Below are 20,936 nucleotides of genomic sequence, written 5' to 3' on the forward strand. Positions count from 1 at the left end.
CGTCCTTTATTTAATCCCAACAGGGACCTTAATGGTTCCGCATCTTATCGGCATATTCCTTGAGCTGTCGACGGGCGGCCTGAAAACTGTTTTTAAGTGCGATGTAGACATCCTCATGGGCGTGATCGGCACTGTCGCGTTTCACCATGATTTCCTTGCCCGGCACATGGATGCCGAAATGCACAGCAAAGCGATTTCCATGTTTATGAGACGCTTGTGGACGTTCGACAATGACATGACAACTGGTCATGCGATCAAAGGTGTCTTCGAGTTTTTGCACCTTGTAATGAATACGCTCATCAAGCGCATCTGACTGATCAACATCGCGATAGGTGATCTGAACGGGAACGTTCATGATACGGCCTCCTGTTATACAGCCTTGGACGTGTAGCAGGGCATTGCACCCCACCGTTTCACCCCGGATACTTTGCAGCATCGGGACATTTGGGAACGCATATTGTGTGGTTTGCGCGCCCCCGGAAAAAACCGTCTATATCTATACTTAGGATAGAGGACTTGCGCTGCAAGGTGCCTTGACGCATATCAAGCACGGCTTATGCTTTAACCCTTTGAGTTGCTGAACCTTCTGCCAATATCGGGGATGGTCAGTAGATGATTGAAATACAGGAGAAAAAAGAGGTCATGACGGAAGAAAAAATGCGGTTCGAGGCCGAGGTTAGCCGACTGCTCGATATCGTTGTCCATTCGCTTTATTCCAACAAGGACATCTTCCTGCGCGAGCTGATTTCAAACGCATCCGATGCGTGTGACAAGCTGCGCTATGAAGCAATTGCCAATCCGGATCTGCTTGCAGGGGATGCTGACTTCAAGGTCCGCCTGCTGACCGATGACGTTCGTAATGTTCTGACGATTGCCGACAACGGGATCGGGATGAACAAGGAAGACCTGATTGACAACCTCGGCACCATTGCCAATTCCGGCACCGCCAAATTCCTCGATGCGGTTGCCAAATCCGACGCGCCAAAAGATGTTGATCTAATCGGTCAATTTGGTGTCGGGTTTTATTCGGCCTTCATGGTCGCTGGCAAAGTCGATGTCGTCAGCAAAAAAGCCGGTGAAGATCAGGCGTGGAAATGGTCATCAGACGGCAAAGGTGAATACACCATCGCCGAGGCCGAAATGGAAGGCCACGGCACGCAAATCACCCTGCATCTGACCGACGAATACAAAGAATTCACCGACGAGCACCGCCTGAAACACATCGTCAAAACCTATTCCGATCATATCGGCATTCCGGTTGTTTTGATGAAGGGCGACGGGGACGAGACGCTGAACGAGGCATCCGCTCTTTGGACCCGGCCAAAATCAGAAATCACCGAAGAACAATACAAAGAGTTTTACAAACATAACTCGCACGCCTTCGATGATCCTTGGAAAACCATCCATTACCGCGCCGAAGGTGCGATTGAATATACCGGCCTTCTTTATCTGCCGACCATGCGTCCGTTCGATTTGTATGAGCCGCAACGCAAAGGCCATCTGAAACTTTACGTGCGCAAGGTATTCATCACCGAGGGTGCCGATGACCTTCTGCCGCCATGGCTTCGCTTTGTCTCGGGCGTGGTTGACAGTCAGGACCTTCCGCTCAACGTCTCGCGTGAGATGCTTCAGCACAATCCGGTTCTGACCAAAATCAAAAACGGCCTGACCAAGAAAATCCTGTCCGAACTTGAAACAGCGGCGAAAAAAGATGCCGAAGGGTTCGAAACCTTCTGGGAAAACTTTGGCGCAGTCGTCAAGGAAGGCCTGTATGAGGACGCCTCAAACCGCGACCGTATCCTTAAGATCGCCAAGTTCCGTTCGACGAAGGATGATGGTTGGACCACGCTTGCCGATTACGTCGCCCGCATGAAGGATGGCCAAAAGGCGATTTACTACATCAGCGGCGAAGACATTGAGGCCCTTAAACGCAGCCCGCAGCTCGAAGGCTTTGCCGCCAAGGGCATCGAAGTTCTTCTTCTGACCGACCCGGTTGATGAGTTTTGGTTGCCATCGGTTGGCCAGTTTGACGAAAAAGACTTCAAATCGGTCACCCGTGGCGGTGCCGATCTTAATGACGTTAAGGCCGATGACAAAGACGATGCTAATAAGGACGACAAAAAGGACGATGCCGCAAGTGACGCATCCCTTGATGCCCTGATTGCATCGATCAAGATCGCCCTTGGCGACGGGATCAAGGACGTTCGGGAATCGGATCGCCTGACCAGTTCGGCCTGCTGCCTGATTGCCGATGAAACCGGCATGGATTTGCGGATGGAACGCCTGATGAAGCAGCATAACCGTGTGGATCAAATCAGCCCACGTATCCTTGAAATCAATGCCAAGCACAGCCTGATCAAAAAGCTGTCAGACATTGCGATTAAGGATGCCAAGGCCCCTATCCTGAATGACGCGGCCCTGCTTCTGCTTGATCAGGCCCGCATTCTCGAAGGAGAAGCCCTGCCTGATCCGGTCAATTTTGCACGTCGGTTGGATTTGATCATGGAAAAGGGTTTGGGCGCCTAACCCACCCCGCTTTCCACTGAACATGCAAAACGGCGCGTCAAAAGATGCGCCGTTTTCTTTTGGATTTATGCAAAATTTAAAATGCTTATTTACCAACACCGTTCATAAAGACCCACATACAAGACAGACCGGAACCCGTCGGGAAGGCCCAAACCACCATGACTGCGATGATGAACTGGCAAAAACTGCTGTCACCGGCCCGGCTTGGCACCCGTCATTCCAGCGTTGGCGCCTTTGGCCGTTCCGATTTTCACAAGGATTATGACCGGATCATCTTTTCCGCAGCCTTCCGGCGCCTGCAGCGCAAGACGCAAGTGCACCCGCTGCCGGAAAATGACAATGTTCATACAAGGCTCACCCACAGCCTTGAGGTCTCCTGCATCGGGCGATCATTGGGCCTGATGGTCGGTCATCGGTTACACGAAAACGGAAGCCTTCCGGCATCGATCGAACCCGATCACATGGCCGCCATTGTTCAGGCCGCCGCCCTGTCGCACGATATCGGCAACCCGCCCTTTGGCCACGCGGGTGAATATGCCATTCGTCAGTGGTTTGAAGATGCCGCACCGGAATACACATCATCGCTTAGCCCCGAACAGTTTGCCGATTTAACGACCTATGAAGGCAATGCACAGGGGTTCCGTCTTCTGACCAACAAACGGACTGGTCTGTATGATGGCGGCATGCGCCTGACCTATGCGACGCTGGCAAGCTTCATCAAATACCCTTGGTCGGCCGCCGGAAGCCCCTTCCCGCAAAAGAAGAAATTCGGTGCCTTCCAAAAGGAATTCGCCCTGCTCGAAGAAGTCGCCGAGGCGACAGGCCTTATCCGTACGCACGCGCAAGCCTTTTGCCGCCACCCGCTTGTTTATCTGGTCGAGGCCGCCGATGATGTTTGCTACGCCCTGATTGACATCGAAGACGGGGTTGAGCTTGAACTGGTTGATTTCACGGTTCTCGAGAACATGCTTTTGCCATGCATTTCCGAAGACCTTCCGGCGGACTATCACCGCGAAACCAACATCAGCCGCAAAATTTCGTTCCTGCGCGGTAAAATCATAACCGGGTTGCTCGATGCATTGGTCGATGCGTTCGTTGCCAACGAAGAAGCCCTTCTGACCGGCGAATGGAAAGGCGAGCTTCTGGCCTCTGCTAATGGCCCCTATAACGAGCTGATCACAACGGCCAAGTCATTTTCTGAAAAGCAAATCATCCTCAACCGGCGCAAGGTCCAGATCGAGGTCGGGGCATTCGCCCACCTTGAAACTTTGCTTGATACCTTCTGCCGTACGGCCTTTGATGTGCACCACGCCACATCTGACGCCGATATTCCCTATCGTGCAGGGCGGGTACGCGAATTGATCGGCACCGACGCCATGCCGATTGGCGCATCCCTGTATGATCTTTATCTGGTGATCCTTGATTACGTCTCGGGCATGACCGATGATTTTGCCGCACGCCTTGCGCGCGACATTGGTGGCGGGCAGCACTGACCCATGTGGTTGCTTGGTCCTTTTATTGCCCGCTATCGGCGCAAAACCGCATTCTTTTTCGCCGCCGCCTTGGCCGCCATTGTTTACGGCCTTGTTGAACAAAGCACGCGCCCGGAAATGCAGGCATGGTATTGGCCCACCATTTCAGGTGCAATCACCTTTATCCTGACCCGGTTTATCATTTCGCGCATTCTTGCGCGGTTTGTCGGTGGTGTGCGGCGCCACCTGCATTAAGCCAAACAAAGAAAGGCAGGCCCAAAGGCCTGCCTTTACTCTATGGATTTCCACGTTCATGCATGAACACAACGTAGATCGGGTCCGTTATTCCTGACCGCCACCCATGGCGCTGCTGATTTTTTTGTCAGTGTTATACTGACTAAGCGCATAGACAGCCCAGATCGCGGCCGGAATCCAGCCCAGAAGCGTGATCTGCAAAATCAGGCAGATAATCCCGGCAAAAGGCCGCCCAATGGTAAAGAACAGTAACCAGGGCAGAAGAAGTGCGATAAAAAGACGCATGGATGAAATCCCCTTTGATGTCGGACGGCGTTACATGCCGTCTTCGAAAGTAACAGTCACGACGCGATTGCCTTGTTCGGCAACACCGTCCGCGGTTGATACCGGAACATTGGCTTCGCCGCTGATGCTAATGGCAAGCTTGCTTGCCGGTACACCAGCCGCACGCAATGCGCTAACAACCGCATCAACACGCGATTTGGCAAGAATGTCGTTATACATTGCATCGCCAGCACGGTCAGCATAGGCAACCAGACTGATCATTGCCGGATTGTATTTGGCATAGGCTTCTGCAATGCCGTCAACAACCGACATGCCTTTGCTGTCGATTTCAGATTTGTCGAACCCGAAATAGACATTCATCGGAACCGGCATTGCCATTGGCATTGCTTTGGCGACCGGGCTGGTATCAATTTCGGCCTGAACAATTGCCAGCGCCTGATAGAAAGCAGAACGGCAATTGTCGATGTCTTCCTGCTGGATGTTTTCTTCGAGTTCCTGCATCCAGCAATCGAAGCTCGTCTGCGCGCGTGCAGCAGGCGATGCTGCCTTGTCACGCCCACCACCATCAAGTGCGGCAAGAAGGTCTGCACGGGCGACTTCAATTTCGCCCATTGTGCCTTCTGGCAAGGTGCGCTCGGCAATCATCTGCGGACCACTATCCTGTCCGGCAGCGGCCATTTTCGAACGGCTGGTGAAATACCGCGCGTCGGCCCAGTCGGCCTCGTCATACTCGGCCTGTGCCAGATCGGCGTAATTCTGGTGAAGGGCTGCGTCAAAAGCCGACCCTTCGTCGGCCATGTCACGTACCCCGGGAATATTCATGTTCGCGCACGCGCTAAGAAATGCAGCGGCGGATACAACGGCAAGCAGTTTAGCTTTCATCGGTGTTACTCCTTGTCTGACCGACAATCAGGTCCCAAACCCATTTCATTATCGCGAATATGGTGGCACCTGTTTTTCCGATACCTTGCACATTCGCTATGATGGCCATTTTGGCCTTTTGTTTTTTCCGATGTCGTTCTTGCAGTCGATCAGATCATTTCCAATCTGACCCCGAATTTTGACCCGGCAAAACGCCCGGATCAAATGCCCCAAGACAACATTCTTCCTGGATATAACTACCCCTATTCAGAGATATATAGAAGTCGAATTCATGAAAAAAAGCAGTGGGATAGAGAAAATTCATATTCTCATAACACCGAACATCCGGGGTTAACCGGATACAACCAGCAATTTCCAAGCGCCCAGACCATTAGATACTCAAGATATACACCGTCCGTTTTTACCCATAAAAAATGGCCCGACACGTCTTTTTACGTATCGGGCCATCTTTGTTCTGATCATCTCTTGTTACGAGACGGACAATTATTCGGCCTTGTCAGAAGATCCACCAAACAGACCTTTGACAGCACCACCAAGCGCATCTGCGCCATCTTTGATCTTGCCGCCACTGCCGCTGGCGGCACCGCCAACAGCGCCCATCACACCTTTGCTAAGGTCGCCAACGCCCTGCATCAAGCCGTCAACATTCAGGCTTGAAACCGACTTGAACACTGACGTGTTGATCGCGGTCAGGATTTCACCGGCAACCTCGGCCGGGGTGGCACCATTGTCTTCCTTGCCAACATCTTTGAGATGGATTTCCGGCAAGCCAACCGACATCTTCTTACCCTGCAAGAAGCCTGCGGAAACACTTACGTCACCATCACGGACATAAACGTTATCAATAATAACCTTTGTCCCAGATGCATTTTCCGATGAAGCATCCTCAGGACCATCAGCCCCGCCCGCACCGGTCGGGCCCGATACACGCTGAACAAAACTTTCAACATTGCGCTGAATAGTGGCGATGTTTGACGTGTTGTTGCCAAGCTCATAGGTCACGCTGGGTGCTGCAATGATAACTTCGATGACCCGAATGGTATCGCTGGTCAGGGTCGATCCATCAAGGCGGACCGAAATATTGCCAAGCGAGAACGCGTAATCGGTATTGAACCCATCCGGGTTGCCAACAATCAACCCATTGATTGCGGCCGAATCCTGTGTGGTATCAATCGCAACACTATCCACCGACACATCGGCCAGCGTCACACGTGTGCCCGCCTCTTCGATCGTGGATTTAACGATATTGTCGAGATTGACATACACATAAACAAGCCCCGCAACGACGATCAAAACGATCACCGTCAGACCAATCAGTATCTTTTTCATTGCCCGTATCCTGCCTTGTTTGTCACCGAAACAGTGCGCCATTCAGAAGATGGGCACAATTCCAGCCTTGTTCAACCATAAGAGTTGCGCCGTTCGACGCGACAATCAAGTTATTTCCCATGACAAAACAGCGGGCTAGGTTTCCCATGCCCGCTGTTTTGGTACCAAAATCGGTATCTTTTCTCAGAGATTGAACTCAACCACCACAGGTGCGTGATCCGATGGCTTTTCCCAGTCACGGGCCAGATCATACACCGAAGCTGTCCGGGTGGTTCCCGCCATGTTTGGCGTCATCCAGACATGATCAAGACGCCGTCCCTTGTTACTTGCCCGCCAATCGCGCGCGCGATAGCTCCACCAGCTAAACAGCTTTTCGGGTTCCGGTACGACTTCACGCACCGCATCAATGAAATCGCCGGACTGGCGGAACTTTTCAAGGATTTCAACTTCGACCGGGGTGTGGCTAACCACACGCAGCAGTTTCTTATGCGACCAAACGTCATTTTCCGATGGCGCGATATTGAAATCGCCAACCAGAATCGCGCGACGGTTTGGGTCGCTTGCGCGGCGATCCGCCCACCAACTGGTCATTTCTTCAAGAAACGACAGTTTGTGGGCGAACTTCACATTAATCGCCGGATCGGGTTCATCGCCGCCTGCCGGGATATAGAAGTTATGCAGTTCAACCCCGTTCTCAAACTTCGCCATGCAATGACGGCGGTCCTCCTTGCCACAGAAATGTTTGATGTCGGTTTCAACAAACGGCAAGCGCGATACGATGGCCACACCGTTATAGCTTTTCATGCCATGGTTATGGCGATGGACATATCCGGCGGCCTCGAATGCGTCATGCGGGAAATGCTCGTCCGGGCATTTCAGTTCCTGCAAACACAGCGCATCTGGCTGCTGATCCTCTAAGAACTTAACCACCTGCTCAATGCGCAGACGAACGGAATTGATATTCCAGCTTACAATTTTCAAAACGGGCTCCGTTTTATTTTAGTCGGGGTGGTGCGGCAGGGTGGAATCGGCTTCTGACCCGAAATCCCAAAACACAAAGAACTACGTCAGCGTCACGGAAAGTTCAGCAACGTCGGCAATGGCCAAATCCATGCGATCCCCCCGAACAACCTGACCAACACCCTCGGGCGTTCCAGTAAACAAAAGATCGCCGGGTTTCAGTTCAATCAGGGTCGACAAATGCACAAGCGCATCGACCACCGGCCAGATCATTTTTGCTGTCGTGTCGTCTTGGCGGACCGTCCCGTTAACAGACAGTTTCAAATTGGTTGCATGCGGATTGCCCGCATCGGACTTTGGCCTGATCGCTGAAACAACCGCACAACCATCAAACGATTTCGCCATATCCCATGGCAAACGGCGTTCTTTAAGGTCGGCCTGTACATCGCGTCGAGTCATATCAAGCCCGGCGGCATATCCGAAAATCGCCTCTTCGACGGCCGCACGGTCAAGGTCCTTGCCCCCGCGTGACAAGGCCACCACAAGTTCACCCTCATAGTGCAAATCTTCTGTCGCGGACGGATATGGCAAATCGCCATTCCCCACCACCAGACAATCGGTCGGCTTCATGAATATACAAGGCGGGGTATCAGACGGGTCGGATCCCATTTCGCGCACGTGATCGGCATAGTTTTTACCAATGCAGAAAATGCGGTTTACCGGGAAAACACTATTCGTATCTTGAACCGGAATGGTCGTCGGTTCAGCAGCCTCGAAGATCAAACTCATCATGACCCCTTTTTTGTCATCCATGCAATTCAACAGTCATAAACAAGCATCAGACAGAATGAAACGTCCAATGCAGATTATCACTGCTCTGCTGTCAGGGATTGTCAGGAGCCATCCCAACCATGCGATGTGCGACACGATCATATGGTCAAGACATACGCGTTCAGTTCAGAACCATACTGGTGATTTGAGCCTTGGCTAACGCGGCTTGACCAGCATTCTGAAAGGCCGGAACCAACACTCTCATTAGCTTAACAGGTTCCGAGGAGGTAACGTTCAAATGGTATCTTTGCCCTCGCAGGATAGAGAAACAGTTATCGTGACGCTCCATCGGCTTGCCATCGATTTCAGAAATCTCGACATCGCCCGATAGAACAAAGATAAGTTCTTCCGCACAGGCGGTCTGCACGCCAGACACCACACAGGGGCCCTGTAGCAAAACCTCAGACATCTCTAACGACACCTCCGTACCGATAGACGACATAGCCTCAAACACACAGGGAACGCCCTGCACATATCCGCGATCTAACATTAACGGCTTTTCCCACACTGGAAGCAAATTCACTGACAGCCGTAAAATGCCCAAAGTCGGGTTAAGGCGACATCCGCATATGGGGAGTGTTCAACAAAAAAGGGCGATCCCTTACGGACCGCCCAATGTCTTCAACGCATCATCAAATAAAAGCTAGCTTACAACAGCCCTTCGATCACACGGTCTGGTGGAGTGTGCCCATCAACGAAGGTCTTGATATTGATCAGAACCTTTTCGCCCATATCAACACGGCCCTCGATGGTTGCCGACCCCATATGGGGCAGCAGAACCGCATTTTGCAGCTCAAGCAATTTCGGGCTTACGGCCGGTTCATGTTCAAACACATCCAAACCCGCACCGGCGATTTCGCCGTCCGACAACATCCGTATTAAGGCAGGCTCATCAACGATTTCACCACGCGCGGTATTGACCAAAATGGCATGCGGCTGCATCAATTTCAGACGACGTGCCGACAGCAAATGATAGGTTGCCGGGGTATGCGGGCAGTTGACCGAAACAATGTCAACATGTGCTAGCATCTGATCCAGGCTTTCCCAATAGGTCGCATCAAGTTCTTCTTCGGTATCAGGATGCACACGGCGACGGTTGTGGTAATGCACCGACAACCCAAACCCCTTTGCCCGACGCGCCAGCGCACGGCCAATACGGCCCATACCAACAATACCAAGACGCTTGCCCCAGATGCGGTGACCCAACATCAATGTCGGCCCCCACCCGGCCCAGTCACCTTTACGGATCACGCGTTCGCCCTCGGCCAAGCGGCGCGAAACCGACAGGATCAGCGCCATGGTCATATCGGCGGTATCTTCGGTCAGGACATCGGGTGTGTTGGTCACCGTAATGCCGCGCGACCGTGCAGTTTGCAGATCGACGTGATCAACACCCGTCCCGAAATTGGCAATCAAACGCAGGTTCGGCCCCGCATGGGCAAGAACAGCCGCGTCAATCTTGTCAGTGACGGTCGGGACAAGAACATCTGCCTGTTTGACCGCATCAATCAGTTCCTGTTTGCTCATGATCGCGTCATCTATGTTAAGACGGGCGTCAAACAGTTCCATCATGCGGGTTTCAATCGCTTCCGGCAGCTTGCGGGTTACGACAACGAGCGGTTTTTTCTTGGTCATGCGCCGTTCCTATGCGGTCTTTTAACTCTTTTGCTGGCAAAATGGTCTACGTCGGGGTTTTGCACCTTGCCGCATTGCAGTGATGCCATGCCAAAAGGTACAAAAGCAAGGATTTTGACGTCATTTTTGTAATTTTATTTCGCGTACGTTTTTCGAAATACTGACGCGACATGCCGAGAAAAGCAGGGAATACCAGCAACATGCCGCGAATTTTTCGCACCTTTTTGTATCGTTTGATGGCTTTGGCGATTTTCGCAAGCCTCGCGACACCCATCGTGGCAAGCGCACAAGAATCCGGCTTACCCATTCCGCGCTTTGTCGCACTGCGGTCAGACAAGGTATTTTTGCGGTCCGGGCCGGGTCTGCGATACCCCAAGGTCTGGATATATCAGCGTCGCAACATGCCGATGGAAGTTGTGTCCGAATTTGATACATGGCGCAAAGTCCGTGATTGGGAAGGCAGCGAAGGCTGGGTGCATCAAAGCCTTCTGGTTGGGTCACGCCATGTGATTGTCACCGATGACACCATCACGCTGTATTCCGCCGCCGACGAAAATGCACGCAAGATCGCGCTGGTTTCTGCCAATGTCATTGGCAAAGTCGAAGACTGCCCGGCAAGCATGAACTGGTGCCAATTGCGGTTTGGTGATTTTGAAGGCTGGGCGCCGCGCCAAGGTTTCTGGGGCCTTTATGAGGACGAGCAGGTCGAAGGATAACACCGTTCACTGGCATGATTTTTATGATGCCTGAAACACGTATGCCAAAATACGGATGCTTAAACATACACGCGGCGAATAAGCGCCGATCAGGCGTCAACCGAAACCCGGTTGCTTGATCCACCCGAAGATGATCCGCTGCGCGCGGATGTCCCATTACCACCGTTGTCATATCCGGTAAACACTGGCCCGGTGAACGCTGGCTGACTGCGGCTTTGCGGTGCGGTTCTTTTGCCTGCTGGCTGTTGGGTAAATCCAAACTGCTGATCCTGATTTTCAATGTTTGGTGCAAACGGATCAAAGGCATAAGGATCTTCCACCCGTTCTGGGATCGGATCAGATTTCGGTTCTGGCAGGCCAAAGCCGCCAACAGTCACTGTCTGATTTTCAAGCTGTGCCGAAATATTCCCAAGATAAGCCTGCAGGTTTTCAGAAATACGCGCCTGCGTTTCTGCGGCGGGATCACTTTGCGATGCCGCGATCTGGGCCTGCAGAACAGTATCACCGGCGACCTGTGAAATCCGGTTTTGATCCTGTGCCACGGCCAGACTACCGCGATCAGAATTGAGTGAAATTTCCCGATCCCGCAGGGCTTCCTGCGCTTGGTCCACCAGGGTCCGCGCATTGGCAACGGCAGTATTGTCTGACAGATCAATTGACGAAAGACCGGTCGCAAGGTCCTCGGATGCCGAAGCAAAAAGTTCAACGTCAATCTGGTTATCCGATGACGTGCCGGAACCGACCTGCAAGGTGATGGTCTGGTCTTCAGCCAGAAGGTTTTTGTCTTTGAAACTGCTGTTGGCGGCAATCCCGTCAATATCAGCAAGATAATCTTCGATCTGGGCAGTTAACTGGGCGCGTTGCTGCTTGGAAAGGTCACTGTTTTCTTCGGCAAATTCGACCAGCGCATCAATCTCATCAAGCGCATCACCGATGCGCGACAAATCTGTTGATGCCTGCGACAGCAACTCACTGGCACCGCCAAGCGAGCCGCGCAAATTTTCAAAGGCGTAATTGGCATTGCGCAGGAAATCTGCATTGCGGTCAGAACGCGAAGAACTTTGACTGGACTGGCTGGCGTCAGAGTCGATTAACCTGTTCTGCGGTGCGATCACACGCGCAGTGTTGGTATAGATCGGAAGTTGACTACCAAGCGGTTCCATTGCTTTTCCGCACAAACAAGCCGGCAAGACAACTACATGTTGCGCAAACAAGGGTTCTGACGAAATTCAAAAACCCTTATAAACCTGACCATCCTGGTGTCCGGCGGAAATATCAACCGATAGTATAGTGTATTAGCAGAGAAAAATTAAGCCAAAATGCATGGGCACACATGCCCGTCACATAAGATGGGCATCATTGGGTCAAACTGGTCTGTTCATGTGCCGTATTTTGGCGACCACGGAATTACGTGCGACGCAATAATGCAAACATTTCAAGATGCGCCGACCACAGGAACTGATCAATCGGCACAACCTGCTCAAGCTCATACCCGCCATTGCGCAAAACGCGTATGTCGCGGGTAAAGGTTGCCGGATTACACGACACCGCAATGACCCATTCCGGTCCGGTTGCCGCCAATTGTTCTGCCTGCGAAAGGGCACCCGCCCGCGGGGGATCAAACAACACCAGATCAAGGTTGCTCAGTTCATCGCCGGTTAACGGCTGGCGGAACAAATCACGTTTGATGACCTGTATCGGGCTACCAGACTGACCCACCGCATATTGCAACAACTCCACCGCACGGGGATCACTTTCAACCGCTAAAGTTGACCGGCGTTTGCCTGCAAGTGCCAACGCAAAGGTAAAGCTTCCTATACCGCAAAACAGATCGGCAACCTGCCGCGGCTGTGCTTTTTCAAGTGCCGATGTCACCGCAGCGACAAGGGCGCGTTCCCCTTCGCGGGTTGCCTGCAAAAAGCCGCCCGGTGGCACCGCAACATCGACACCCTGAAACCTGACCACAGGTATACGTCGGGCCGCGACAGGCTCATCGGGTTCATCACCAGTTTTCCAGCTTAGGCGCGCAAGGTCATTGTCATCGGCAAACTCGGCCAGATCCTGACGCATATCAAGATCCGGGTCCTTGGCCGCATGAACGACAACATCCAACCCGTTATCGGCCAGTGTGACGAAGACTTCCTTGATATCACGCGCATGATCGGGCGGGCAGGCCTCAAGGAACGTTACAAACGCCGCACGAAAGGCCATCAACTCAGGACGCAAAACGGCGCAATCTGGAACATTCAAGACCGTGTGGCTAAATCGGCCATGGAAACCAACATGCACCCCGGTTGCCCCCACATGCACAGAAAATCCTGCGCGCCGGCGACTTTGTGCCGGGGAAACTTCGACTGGCGCGACAAGCCGTTCGGCTTCATCGGCATCAAGACCGGCACGCTGAACCGCGACCTTGGCTTTTTGACGTTTCCAGTCGCGATACTGGTCGTCATCCATATGCTGAAGCGCGCAGCCGCCGCATTCCTTGAAATGCGAACACCGTGGCTCATTGAAAAGTGCCGTGCGCGCGATTTCCGCGACCACTTCCGCACCATATCCATCACCGCGTTTCGACCGCAACGCCACACGAACTTCGTCGCCGGGCAAAACGCAATCGACATACACCAGAACTGATCTGCCGTCTGGTGCGCTGACATGCGCAATGCCGTCGCCGCGTGCGCCAACTTGTTCAATCGTGACCGGGGCTTCAAATCCGATCAATGGATCGCGCCGGGCTGATTGACGTTTGCGTCCACCGCGTGCACGGGGGTTGCGCTGATGATGTTTCATAAACTCTCTCTCGGAGGTGATCTTCGCCACTTTTGGTCAGAAAATAATCTCGACGGGATCCTGACGCACGCCTGAGATACACCAGATGGGCAGCTCAGAACAGGGCCGTCTGGTTAAATATACGTCCCGATTTGCATGACACCCCTGACAAATCGCCCTGCACGTAACCTTTGATCTAAAAATTAATGCGCAATTGAACGCGACCAACCCCTTAAAATCGTGTAAGAATACCCCCATAAAACACATATAAGTGCTTAACGCAGGGTAGAACGCTGATCATTGAATTTACAACAATGACCCGCACAACAGCGTAAAACCTTCGTCGTTTGCGTAAAGTTGCCAAGATACAGAACACCTTAATGTTCGGGCGGTTATTGCGCATTTGACATATTCAGGGCGGGGGCGCCTGAATGAGATGTCGTTCTTGGGGAAGACATGGAAACTGAAAACAGACAGACCGAAGAAAAAGCCGCGACACAACAATCGCGCGTCAAAAGGCACGCGCTGTTGGCGGCTTTTCTGACCGCCGCTTTCTTCGCATCAGCAACATTCTTCTTCTGGACAGCAGCAGTCGAGAACCGTCGGGTTATTTTGGCATCCGCGGCAAACATCACGGCCACTGCCATTGCCCAGCAAGTCAAACAGATTGTCGAAGCAAATCTTGGTGTTCTGGAAAGTTTTGCCGACATTTGGCAAGATGGCCCACCCGAGGACGAGCGCGACTATCTTTCGGTGGCAACCCCGCTTCAGGCCCGCTTTCCCGCCTTGCAAGCGGTTAACTGGATCTCGCCAAATTACATCATTCTGTATGTCGCCCCGATCAAGGGCAACGTCCCGGCCATGGGCGCTGATTTAAAACGCCATCCTGTCGCGGGCCCGGTTTTAGACATCGCACTTGATCAACGGCGCACCCAAATCACGCCAACACTTGAACTTCTGCAAGGCGGACGCGGATTTGCCGCCTATAGCCCGGTTCTGGGACGCGATGGACAAATCATCGGCGTCATCAACGGGGCCTTTCGCATTCGGTCCATGCTCGCATCTGTCATCAATACCGAACAGGTCAATGATTACACTGTCCGCGTGCGTGAAAACGATACTGTATTGTTTGAAATCCGCGGCGAAGGTGATGACGAAACCCTTCAACATACCGCCGCAGCCGACATTGTCGGTCGCCAATGGCATATCGACGTCATTGCCGATCCGAAACTGGCAAGTGCTGGTACGACAAACCCGCAGCTGATTTTGATCATGGGGGTTCTTGCCACCATCCTGTTTACGATTGCGATCTTTGTTCTGGCAAACCGCCAACAAGCCGCAGCACGCCGAACCATGCATCACATCAATGCCGGTGATGACATTAATGATCTGGCTTTGTCGATCACCAAGCTTGATGGTCATTTGAAATCGATGTCGCCGGAAACGGCTGATTTCTTTGACCTGCGTGAAGAAGATTACGGCTTCATCCGGTTTTACAATCTGGCCCCCGAATTCCAGTCAGACGGCAGTTCATCGCGCAGATCGCAAGAAAAAATGCTGCTCGCCATCAACCGTGGCGACGACGAAGTGCGCCGCGAATGGATTGTACGCAGCTCCGAAGGCGTTCACGTCGTCTGTAATCTGGCGATGAAACCATCAACGGCCAATCCTGATTGTGTTGACATCACCCTGCACCACAACCCGGCGGCAAATGCGTCGGTCAACCGTCTGCGGTATCTTGCAACACATGACCCGCTGACCGGGCTTCCCAATCATGCGCTGTTTGATGACCGGCTTAATCAGGCGGTTGCGCATGCAAAACGCTATGAAAAGCTGTTGTCCGTACTGGTGGTCGATATCGACAATTTCCGCGCCGTCAATGACCGGTTTGGGGCCGATGTCGGCGATGAAACATTGCGGACCATATCGGGCCGCTTGCGCGCCACTGTGCGCGAAAAAGACAGCTGTGCTCGGTTCTCGGGCGATATGTTTGCCATCATCGCCACCGACCTTTCCGAGGCCGAAGGTGCCGCCCTTGTCGCTGAACGCGTTGTCGAAGCCATATCCCAACCTATCCAAACCGGCGGGAACGAAGAAATCCGGCTGCATGTCAGTGTCGGTGTTGCGCTGTATCCCAATGATGCCCGCGCACCGTCTCAATTGCTCGCCAATGCAGATGCGGCCATGTACCGCGCGCAAAAATCAGCCGAATCGTCTTATTGCTTCTTTGTCGAGACGATGAACAATGTGATGCACGCACGCCTGTCGATGGAAACGCAGCTACGCCGGGCGGTTGATGAAAAACGCTTTGTTCTGGAATATCAACCGCGCTATCGCACATCGGATCAAAACCTGACGGGGTTTGAAGCCCTGCTGCGCTGGATCGATGATAGTGGCAAGCGTCGCTTGCCGCCGGATTTCATCGCGGTCGCCGACCGTACCGGGCTTTTGTCGCCGCTTGGTCACTGGATCATTGAAACCGTTTGCAAACAGATCGCCGAATGGCGCGATGCCGGTTATGCGCCGGTTCCGATTGCACTGAATGTGTCCAGCCGTCAATTCATTCAGGCCGACCTGATCAAAAACATCCTCGACCTGACAGCCGAATACGAAATTGATCCGGGCATCATCGAAGTTGAGGTTTCCGAAGACATCGCCATGCGCGATCCCGAACGCGCCCTTGGACAGTTCTATCGCTTTGCCGAGGCTGGGATTGGCTTGACCCTTGATCACTTTGCCGCGGGCAATACATCCCTTCGGTATCTCAAACGGTTCCCGATCCAGCGCATCAAACTGTCAAAATCGCTGTTTGACTTCGCACTTGATGAGCAACCTGAAAACAGCATTTTGCAGCCCGCAATCCGGCTGTGCAAAAGCCTGAACCGCAAAGTTGTCGCCGTCGGGGTTGAAACCGAAGAACAACTGGCCATGCTAAAATCAGCCGACTGTGACGAGATCCAGGGTTTCCTGTTGTCCCGGCCGGTAGATGCCTCGAAAACCACTGGCCTTCTGCCCCGGTTAAGCAACGCCGATCCGTCGCCAACCGCCAAAAGCTGATTTTCAAACACAGAAACCACCATAAAAAACACCTGTCGGCATCCGCCTGACAGGTGTTTTTTGGTTCGGGATGGATTTTCTAAAGGAGGAACAGCGCGGCCAAGCCAAGAAAGGCAAAGAACCCAACCACATCGGTAATGGTTGTCAAAAAGACCGATGAGGATACCGCCGGGTCAATCCCGGCGCGTTCCAGACCAAGCGGGATCAAGGCACCAAACAAACCGGCAAACAGCAGGTTAATGATCATGGCAACGCCAATGACCGATCCCAGCAAGCCATCCTCAAACCAGAACCACGTCACCCCACCGGCCAGAAACGCAAACGCCAAGCCGTTAAGGCCACACACCGCGACCTCCTTGCGGATCACACGCCATGCGTTGGTACTTGTAAGCTCACGGGTAGCAATCGCGCGCACGGCAACCGTAAGGGTCTGTGTACCTGCATTCCCGCCCATTGAGGCCACGATTGGCATCAGAACCGCAAGCGCAACCAGTCTTTCAATCGTATTTTCAAACGCACTGATGACCATGGACGCCATAATCGCCGTGCCCAGATTGATCAAAAGCCACGTGAACCGCGACCGGGTGGTATCAAGGATCGCACTTGAAAGGTCATCTTCTTCGCCAACACCGGCAAGGCGCATCATGTCTTCTTCATATTCTTCGTCAATAACGTCGACCACGTCATCGACCGTGATCACACCGACAAGACGCCCACTGTCATCGACAACCGGTGCGGAAATAAGGTCACGTTGACGGAACAGATGGGCGACGTTTTCCTGTTCTTCGGTCACGACGACCGTGCGCATTTCATCTGATTCCATGACATCGCGCACCAGAACCGGACGGTTGGTGCGGATCACGCGTGATAACGGCACAATCCCGACCGGGCTATAGCGCGGATCAACAATGATGATGTCGTAAAAATCTTCCGGCAGGTTCTTTGCCGAGCGCAGGAAATCAATCGTTTGCCCAACCGACCAATAATCCGGGATCGCCACCAGCTCGCGCTGCATGATACGACCGGCGGTATATTCCGGATACGACAGCGCCTCTTCAACACGCGCGCGTTCAATATCAGAAAGCGCACCGAGCAACTCGCGTTGCTCTTCCTTATCGAAATCCTCAATGACTTCAACCACATCATCGGAATCAAGTTCCGAAATCGCCTCGGCAACAACATCCGTGCCAAGGCGGCTGATGACCTCTTCACGCAGTTCGTCATCAAGTTCGGTCAGAAGTTCCGGATCAAAGTCCGGCCGGATCAGATCAACAAGCTGTTCACGCTGATTGCTGCTTGCCCACCCCAAAAGGTCGGCAATATCGGCAAAGTGAAGTTCGGAAATAAGTTCGGACGCGCGCGAATGATCATCTTCGCCAAGCGCATCAAGGACTTCACGCCCATATTCAGGTGTCAGATCAACATAGTCGTCGCTGCTGGATGTGCTATCCGCAGGACGGTCGAGTTCTTCGACGTCACTTGTCATCTGCCCCTCCTGATGTGCGTGCTGGTTTTACGTCCTGCAACCTGATTGGGTTCAGACCCTAAAAATGCCGCGCCGGGGATCGATTGATCGATCTCCCGACACGGCTGTTTCTGCGCTATCACATGGCCCCGGTCAAGGGGCACAATTTCAGATAGATTTTATGCGCCTTCCTGACTACGGGTAACCGCATCAACCACGGCAATGGCTGTCATGTTGACAATGCCGCGCACCGTAATCGACGGGCTGACAACGTGGGCGGATTTCGCCGCACCGACCAAAATCGGGCCGACGGGCAAACCATCGCCCAGCATTTTGACCATGTTGTAGGAAATGTTGGCCGCATCAAGCGTTGGCATCACCAGAAGGTTGGCCGATCCCTTAAGCATCGAATGGGGGAAAATGCGGTCACGGATGGGCTGCGAAATCGCCGCGTCCGCATGCATTTCACCTTCGATCTCAAGATCAGGCGCTTGGGTCCGGATCAACTGCAACGCATCACGCATCTTACAGGCGGATTTGTTTTCGTGACTGCCAAAGTTGGAATGCGAAATCAATGCCGCCTTTGGCGTAATCCCGAACCGTTTGACCACGTCGGCTGCCATAATCGCGGTTTCCGCAACATGTTCAGGGGTCGGATCAACCGACACATACGTATCGGTCAGGAAGAACGTCCCCTGCTTCATGATCATCATGTTGACCGTGGAAAAATCGGTCACACCTTTGCGCAAACCCACAAGGTTGCGGACATAGCGCAGATGACGCAGGAAGCCGCCCTGACAGCCACACAGCATCGCATCAACTTCGCCACGGCGCAGCATCAGGGATGCAATCACGGTTGGACGTGTCCGGACAATCGCACGGGCATATTCCGGGTTGATCCCGCGACGGCCCATGATGTTGTGGAAGTCCTGCCAATCCTGTTCGAAATGCGCATTGTCGTCCGGATCGTGAATTTCGATCTGCTCATCTGGCACGATGCGCAGGCCAAGCTCGGTAATCCGTTCAAGAATGACACTGCGACGTCCAATAAGCACTGGATGGCAAATGCCGTCATCCACCAGAACCTGACAGGCCTGAAGAACACGGCGCGATTCGCCCTCGGGATAGACAACGCGTTTTTTATGCGCACGCGCCATATCAAAGACCGGCTTCATCACCAGACCAGACCGGAAGACAAAGCCTTCAAGCTGCTGACGATAGGCGTCAAAATCCTTGATCGGACGTTTGGCAACACCACTGTCCATCGCTGCCTTGGCAACACGCGGCGGAATTTCGATCATCAAACGCGGATCAAACGGTTTGGGAATCAAATATTCCGGCCCGAATTTAAGTTCCATGCCGCCATAGGCGGTTGCGACAATGTCCGATACCTCGGCCTTTGCCAAATCGGCAATGGCGTGCACCGCAGCGATCTTCATTTCCTCGTTGATCTCGGTCGCACCGACATCAAGTGCGCCACGGAACAGGAACGGGAAACACAGAACGTTGTTCACCTGATTGGGATAATCGGTCCGTCCGGTGGCCATCACCGCATCGGGGCGGATTTCCTTGACCAGTTCAGGCGAAACTTCCGGGGTCGGATTTGCCAGCGCCATGATAATCGGGCCTTCGCCCATCTTGCGAAGCTCTTCCTCACCCATGACGTTTGGTGCCGAAAGACCAAGGAAAATATCAGCCCCTTCGATCACATCGCTTAGCGTACGGGCGTTGGTTTCAATAGCATATTCGTCTTTCCACGGGTCCATTTCATCTTTGCGGCCCTTATACACCACACCAAAACGGTCGGTGACCGTGATGTTGTGTTTGGGAAGCCCCATGGACACCAACAGGTTCAGGCACGCCAAGGCGGCCGCACCGGCACCCGACGTCACAAGGCGAACCTTGTTGATATCCTTGCCCGTGACACGCAAACCATTGAGCACGGCTGCGGCAACGCAAATTGCCGTGCCATGCTGATCATCATGGAAAATCGGGATATTGCAGCGTTCGCGCAGGGCTTTCTCAATGATGAAGCATTCCGGCGCCTTAATGTCTTCGAGGTTAACCCCCCCGAAAGTCGGCTCCAGTGCGGCCACGATATCGATAAATTTCTGCGGATCGGTTTCGTCAACTTCAAGGTCAAAGACATCAATATTGGCGAACTTCTTAAACAGAACCGCCTTGCCTTCCATGACCGGTTTGGACGCCAGCGGGCCAATCGGCCCAAGACCAAGCACCGCCGTCCCGTTGGAAATCACGCCAACCAGATTGGCACGCGCGGTATATTCCGCTGCGGTTTCCGGGTCTTTGACGATTTCCTCACAGGCGAATGCCACCCCCGGCGAATAAGCCAGCGCAAGATCGCGCTGGTTCGCAAGGGTCGTGGTTGCCGTTACGGACAATTTCCCCGGGGTGGGATACCGGTGATAGTCCAAAGCTGCTTCGCGCAGCTTGTCATTTCGATTTGCCATCATAATACCTTTTAATCTCAGGTATTTACATTAATTAACCATCAAGTGGTTAAATCCTGATAATTCATTTAAGTGGGACCCGCAGACTAAAGCAGTTTCCCGTACGTTTGAAGCATTCAGTGTGTCGTTCTGCCAAAGGGCTGCATTGCGTAATTTTCAACGCGGCACTGCACAATAAATCAATCACTTGCACCGGCACCGCCCGTGGCCAAGCATCATGTCTGATCCTTGCAGTTCCAAACGCATTGTAGGGCATATATCAGCAGGAACCAAAAACGAAAAA

General features: G+C 53.0%; 17 protein-coding genes. 5 read left to right on the forward strand and 12 right to left on the reverse strand.

Going from position 1 to position 20,936, the window contains the following annotated elements; genetic code table 11:
• Positions 1-28 precede the first annotated feature (28 nt).
• Positions 29-355, reverse strand: a complete 327-nt coding sequence (locus K355_RS0122045; RefSeq protein ID WP_022734340.1) for an HPF/RaiA family ribosome-associated protein — start codon at positions 353-355, stop codon at positions 29-31.
• A 287-nt stretch (positions 356-642) separates the two neighbouring features.
• On the opposite strand from K355_RS0122045, the gene htpG reads away from it, so the two are divergent.
• From htpG to K355_RS0122060, 3 genes are all read left to right on the forward strand, one after another.
• Positions 643-2,526 (forward strand): molecular chaperone HtpG, encoded by a 1,884-nt coding sequence (gene htpG, locus K355_RS0122050; protein WP_028791870.1) that lies wholly within the window; start codon positions 643-645, stop codon positions 2,524-2,526.
• Positions 2,527-2,684: 158 nt separating this feature from the next.
• Positions 2,685-4,019: a deoxyguanosinetriphosphate triphosphohydrolase gene (locus K355_RS0122055; RefSeq protein ID WP_022734342.1), complete on the forward strand. Its 1,335-nt coding sequence runs from the start codon at positions 2,685-2,687 to the stop codon at positions 4,017-4,019.
• Positions 4,020-4,022: 3 nt separating this feature from the next.
• Positions 4,023-4,253: a hypothetical protein gene (locus K355_RS0122060; protein WP_022734343.1), complete on the forward strand. Its 231-nt coding sequence runs from the start codon at positions 4,023-4,025 to the stop codon at positions 4,251-4,253.
• Between the two features lie 87 nt (positions 4,254-4,340).
• On the opposite strand, the gene K355_RS0122065 is transcribed toward K355_RS0122060, so the two are convergent.
• The 7 genes from K355_RS0122065 to K355_RS0122100 all read right to left on the reverse strand — a co-directional run bounded on the left by K355_RS0122065 (position 4,341) and on the right by K355_RS0122100 (position 10,175).
• Positions 4,341-4,538, reverse strand: coding sequence for a YqaE/Pmp3 family membrane protein (locus tag K355_RS0122065; protein WP_022734344.1), 198 nt, complete (start codon positions 4,536-4,538; stop codon positions 4,341-4,343).
• 30 nt (positions 4,539-4,568) lie between these two features.
• Positions 4,569-5,420, reverse strand: coding sequence for an OmpA family protein (locus K355_RS0122070; protein WP_022734345.1), 852 nt, complete (start codon positions 5,418-5,420; stop codon positions 4,569-4,571).
• 483 nt (positions 5,421-5,903) lie between these two features.
• Positions 5,904-6,749 (reverse strand): AsmA family protein, encoded by an 846-nt coding sequence (locus tag K355_RS0122080; RefSeq protein ID WP_022734347.1) that lies wholly within the window; start codon positions 6,747-6,749, stop codon positions 5,904-5,906.
• Positions 6,750-6,932: 183 nt separating this feature from the next.
• Positions 6,933-7,730 carry an exodeoxyribonuclease III gene (xth, locus tag K355_RS0122085; RefSeq protein ID WP_022734348.1) on the reverse strand — a complete coding sequence of 266 codons (798 nt, stop codon included), beginning with the start codon at positions 7,728-7,730 and terminating at the stop codon, positions 6,933-6,935.
• 81 nt (positions 7,731-7,811) lie between these two features.
• Complete coding sequence (locus K355_RS0122090; protein WP_051146069.1) at positions 7,812-8,498, reverse strand: fumarylacetoacetate hydrolase family protein; 687 nt, start codon at positions 8,496-8,498, stop codon at positions 7,812-7,814.
• Between the two features lie 163 nt (positions 8,499-8,661).
• A complete protein-coding gene (locus K355_RS0122095) occupies positions 8,662-9,030 on the reverse strand; it encodes a hypothetical protein (RefSeq protein ID WP_022734350.1) in 369 nt (122 codons plus the stop codon).
• Between the two features lie 158 nt (positions 9,031-9,188).
• Positions 9,189-10,175, reverse strand: coding sequence for a 2-hydroxyacid dehydrogenase (locus tag K355_RS0122100; protein ID WP_022734351.1), 987 nt, complete (start codon positions 10,173-10,175; stop codon positions 9,189-9,191).
• Positions 10,176-10,375: 200 nt separating this feature from the next.
• Between K355_RS0122100 and K355_RS0122105 the strand changes: the two genes are divergently transcribed.
• Entirely contained in the window at positions 10,376-10,891 is a 516-nt protein-coding gene (locus K355_RS0122105; protein WP_022734352.1) for an SH3 domain-containing protein, read from the forward strand.
• A gap of 89 nt (positions 10,892-10,980) precedes the next feature.
• Here K355_RS0122105 and K355_RS0122110 read toward each other — a convergent pair whose 3' ends face one another.
• Positions 10,981-12,054, reverse strand: a complete 1,074-nt coding sequence (locus tag K355_RS0122110) for a hypothetical protein (protein WP_022734353.1) — start codon at positions 12,052-12,054, stop codon at positions 10,981-10,983.
• 244 nt (positions 12,055-12,298) lie between these two features.
• Positions 12,299-13,681: a class I SAM-dependent RNA methyltransferase gene (locus K355_RS0122115; RefSeq protein ID WP_022734354.1), complete on the reverse strand. Its 1,383-nt coding sequence runs from the start codon at positions 13,679-13,681 to the stop codon at positions 12,299-12,301.
• A 435-nt stretch (positions 13,682-14,116) separates the two neighbouring features.
• On the opposite strand from K355_RS0122115, the gene K355_RS0122120 reads away from it, so the two are divergent.
• Entirely contained in the window at positions 14,117-16,717 is a 2,601-nt protein-coding gene (locus K355_RS0122120; RefSeq protein ID WP_022734355.1) for a bifunctional diguanylate cyclase/phosphodiesterase, read from the forward strand.
• A 79-nt stretch (positions 16,718-16,796) separates the two neighbouring features.
• On the opposite strand, the gene mgtE is transcribed toward K355_RS0122120, so the two are convergent.
• Entirely contained in the window at positions 16,797-18,203 is a 1,407-nt protein-coding gene (gene mgtE, locus K355_RS0122125) for a magnesium transporter (RefSeq protein WP_022734356.1), read from the reverse strand.
• 158 nt (positions 18,204-18,361) lie between these two features.
• Positions 18,362-20,653 carry an NADP-dependent malic enzyme gene (locus K355_RS0122130; RefSeq protein WP_028791873.1) on the reverse strand — a complete coding sequence of 764 codons (2,292 nt, stop codon included), beginning with the start codon at positions 20,651-20,653 and terminating at the stop codon, positions 18,362-18,364.
• Positions 20,654-20,936: the final 283 nt, after the last annotated feature.

It is taken from the genome of Thalassospira lucentensis MCCC 1A00383 = DSM 14000 (assembly GCF_000421265.1).
In the GTDB taxonomy this organism is placed as follows: Bacteria; Pseudomonadota; Alphaproteobacteria; order Rhodospirillales; family Thalassospiraceae; genus Thalassospira; species Thalassospira lucentensis.

Excerpts from the sequence above, each read along its gene's own strand:
- K355_RS0122100 (WP_022734351.1), bottom strand. The coding sequence starts at position 10,175 with ATGACCAAGAAAAAACCGCTCGTTGTCGTAACCCGCAAGCTGCCGGAA.
- K355_RS0122120 (WP_022734355.1), top strand. The coding sequence starts at position 14,117 with ATGGAAACTGAAAACAGACAGACCGAAGAAAAAGCCGCGACACAACAA.
- K355_RS0122130 (WP_028791873.1), bottom strand. The coding sequence starts at position 20,653 with ATGGCAAATCGAAATGACAAGCTGCGCGAAGCAGCTTTGGACTATCAC.
- K355_RS0122045 (WP_022734340.1), bottom strand. The coding sequence starts at position 355 with ATGAACGTTCCCGTTCAGATCACCTATCGCGATGTTGATCAGTCAGAT.
- K355_RS0122080 (WP_022734347.1), bottom strand. The coding sequence starts at position 6,749 with ATGAAAAAGATACTGATTGGTCTGACGGTGATCGTTTTGATCGTCGTT.
- K355_RS0122095 (WP_022734350.1), bottom strand. The coding sequence starts at position 9,030 with ATGTTAGATCGCGGATATGTGCAGGGCGTTCCCTGTGTGTTTGAGGCT.
- K355_RS0122060 (WP_022734343.1), top strand. The coding sequence starts at position 4,023 with ATGTGGTTGCTTGGTCCTTTTATTGCCCGCTATCGGCGCAAAACCGCA.
- K355_RS0122115 (WP_022734354.1), bottom strand. The coding sequence starts at position 13,681 with ATGAAACATCATCAGCGCAACCCCCGTGCACGCGGTGGACGCAAACGT.
- K355_RS0122065 (WP_022734344.1), bottom strand. The coding sequence starts at position 4,538 with ATGCGTCTTTTTATCGCACTTCTTCTGCCCTGGTTACTGTTCTTTACC.
- K355_RS0122090 (WP_051146069.1), bottom strand. The coding sequence starts at position 8,498 with ATGAGTTTGATCTTCGAGGCTGCTGAACCGACGACCATTCCGGTTCAA.
- K355_RS0122055 (WP_022734342.1), top strand. The coding sequence starts at position 2,685 with ATGACTGCGATGATGAACTGGCAAAAACTGCTGTCACCGGCCCGGCTT.
- K355_RS0122105 (WP_022734352.1), top strand. The coding sequence starts at position 10,376 with ATGCCGCGAATTTTTCGCACCTTTTTGTATCGTTTGATGGCTTTGGCG.
- mgtE (WP_022734356.1), bottom strand. The coding sequence starts at position 18,203 with ATGACAAGTGACGTCGAAGAACTCGACCGTCCTGCGGATAGCACATCC.
- htpG (WP_028791870.1), top strand. The coding sequence starts at position 643 with ATGACGGAAGAAAAAATGCGGTTCGAGGCCGAGGTTAGCCGACTGCTC.
- K355_RS0122070 (WP_022734345.1), bottom strand. The coding sequence starts at position 5,420 with ATGAAAGCTAAACTGCTTGCCGTTGTATCCGCCGCTGCATTTCTTAGC.
- K355_RS0122110 (WP_022734353.1), bottom strand. The coding sequence starts at position 12,054 with ATGGAACCGCTTGGTAGTCAACTTCCGATCTATACCAACACTGCGCGT.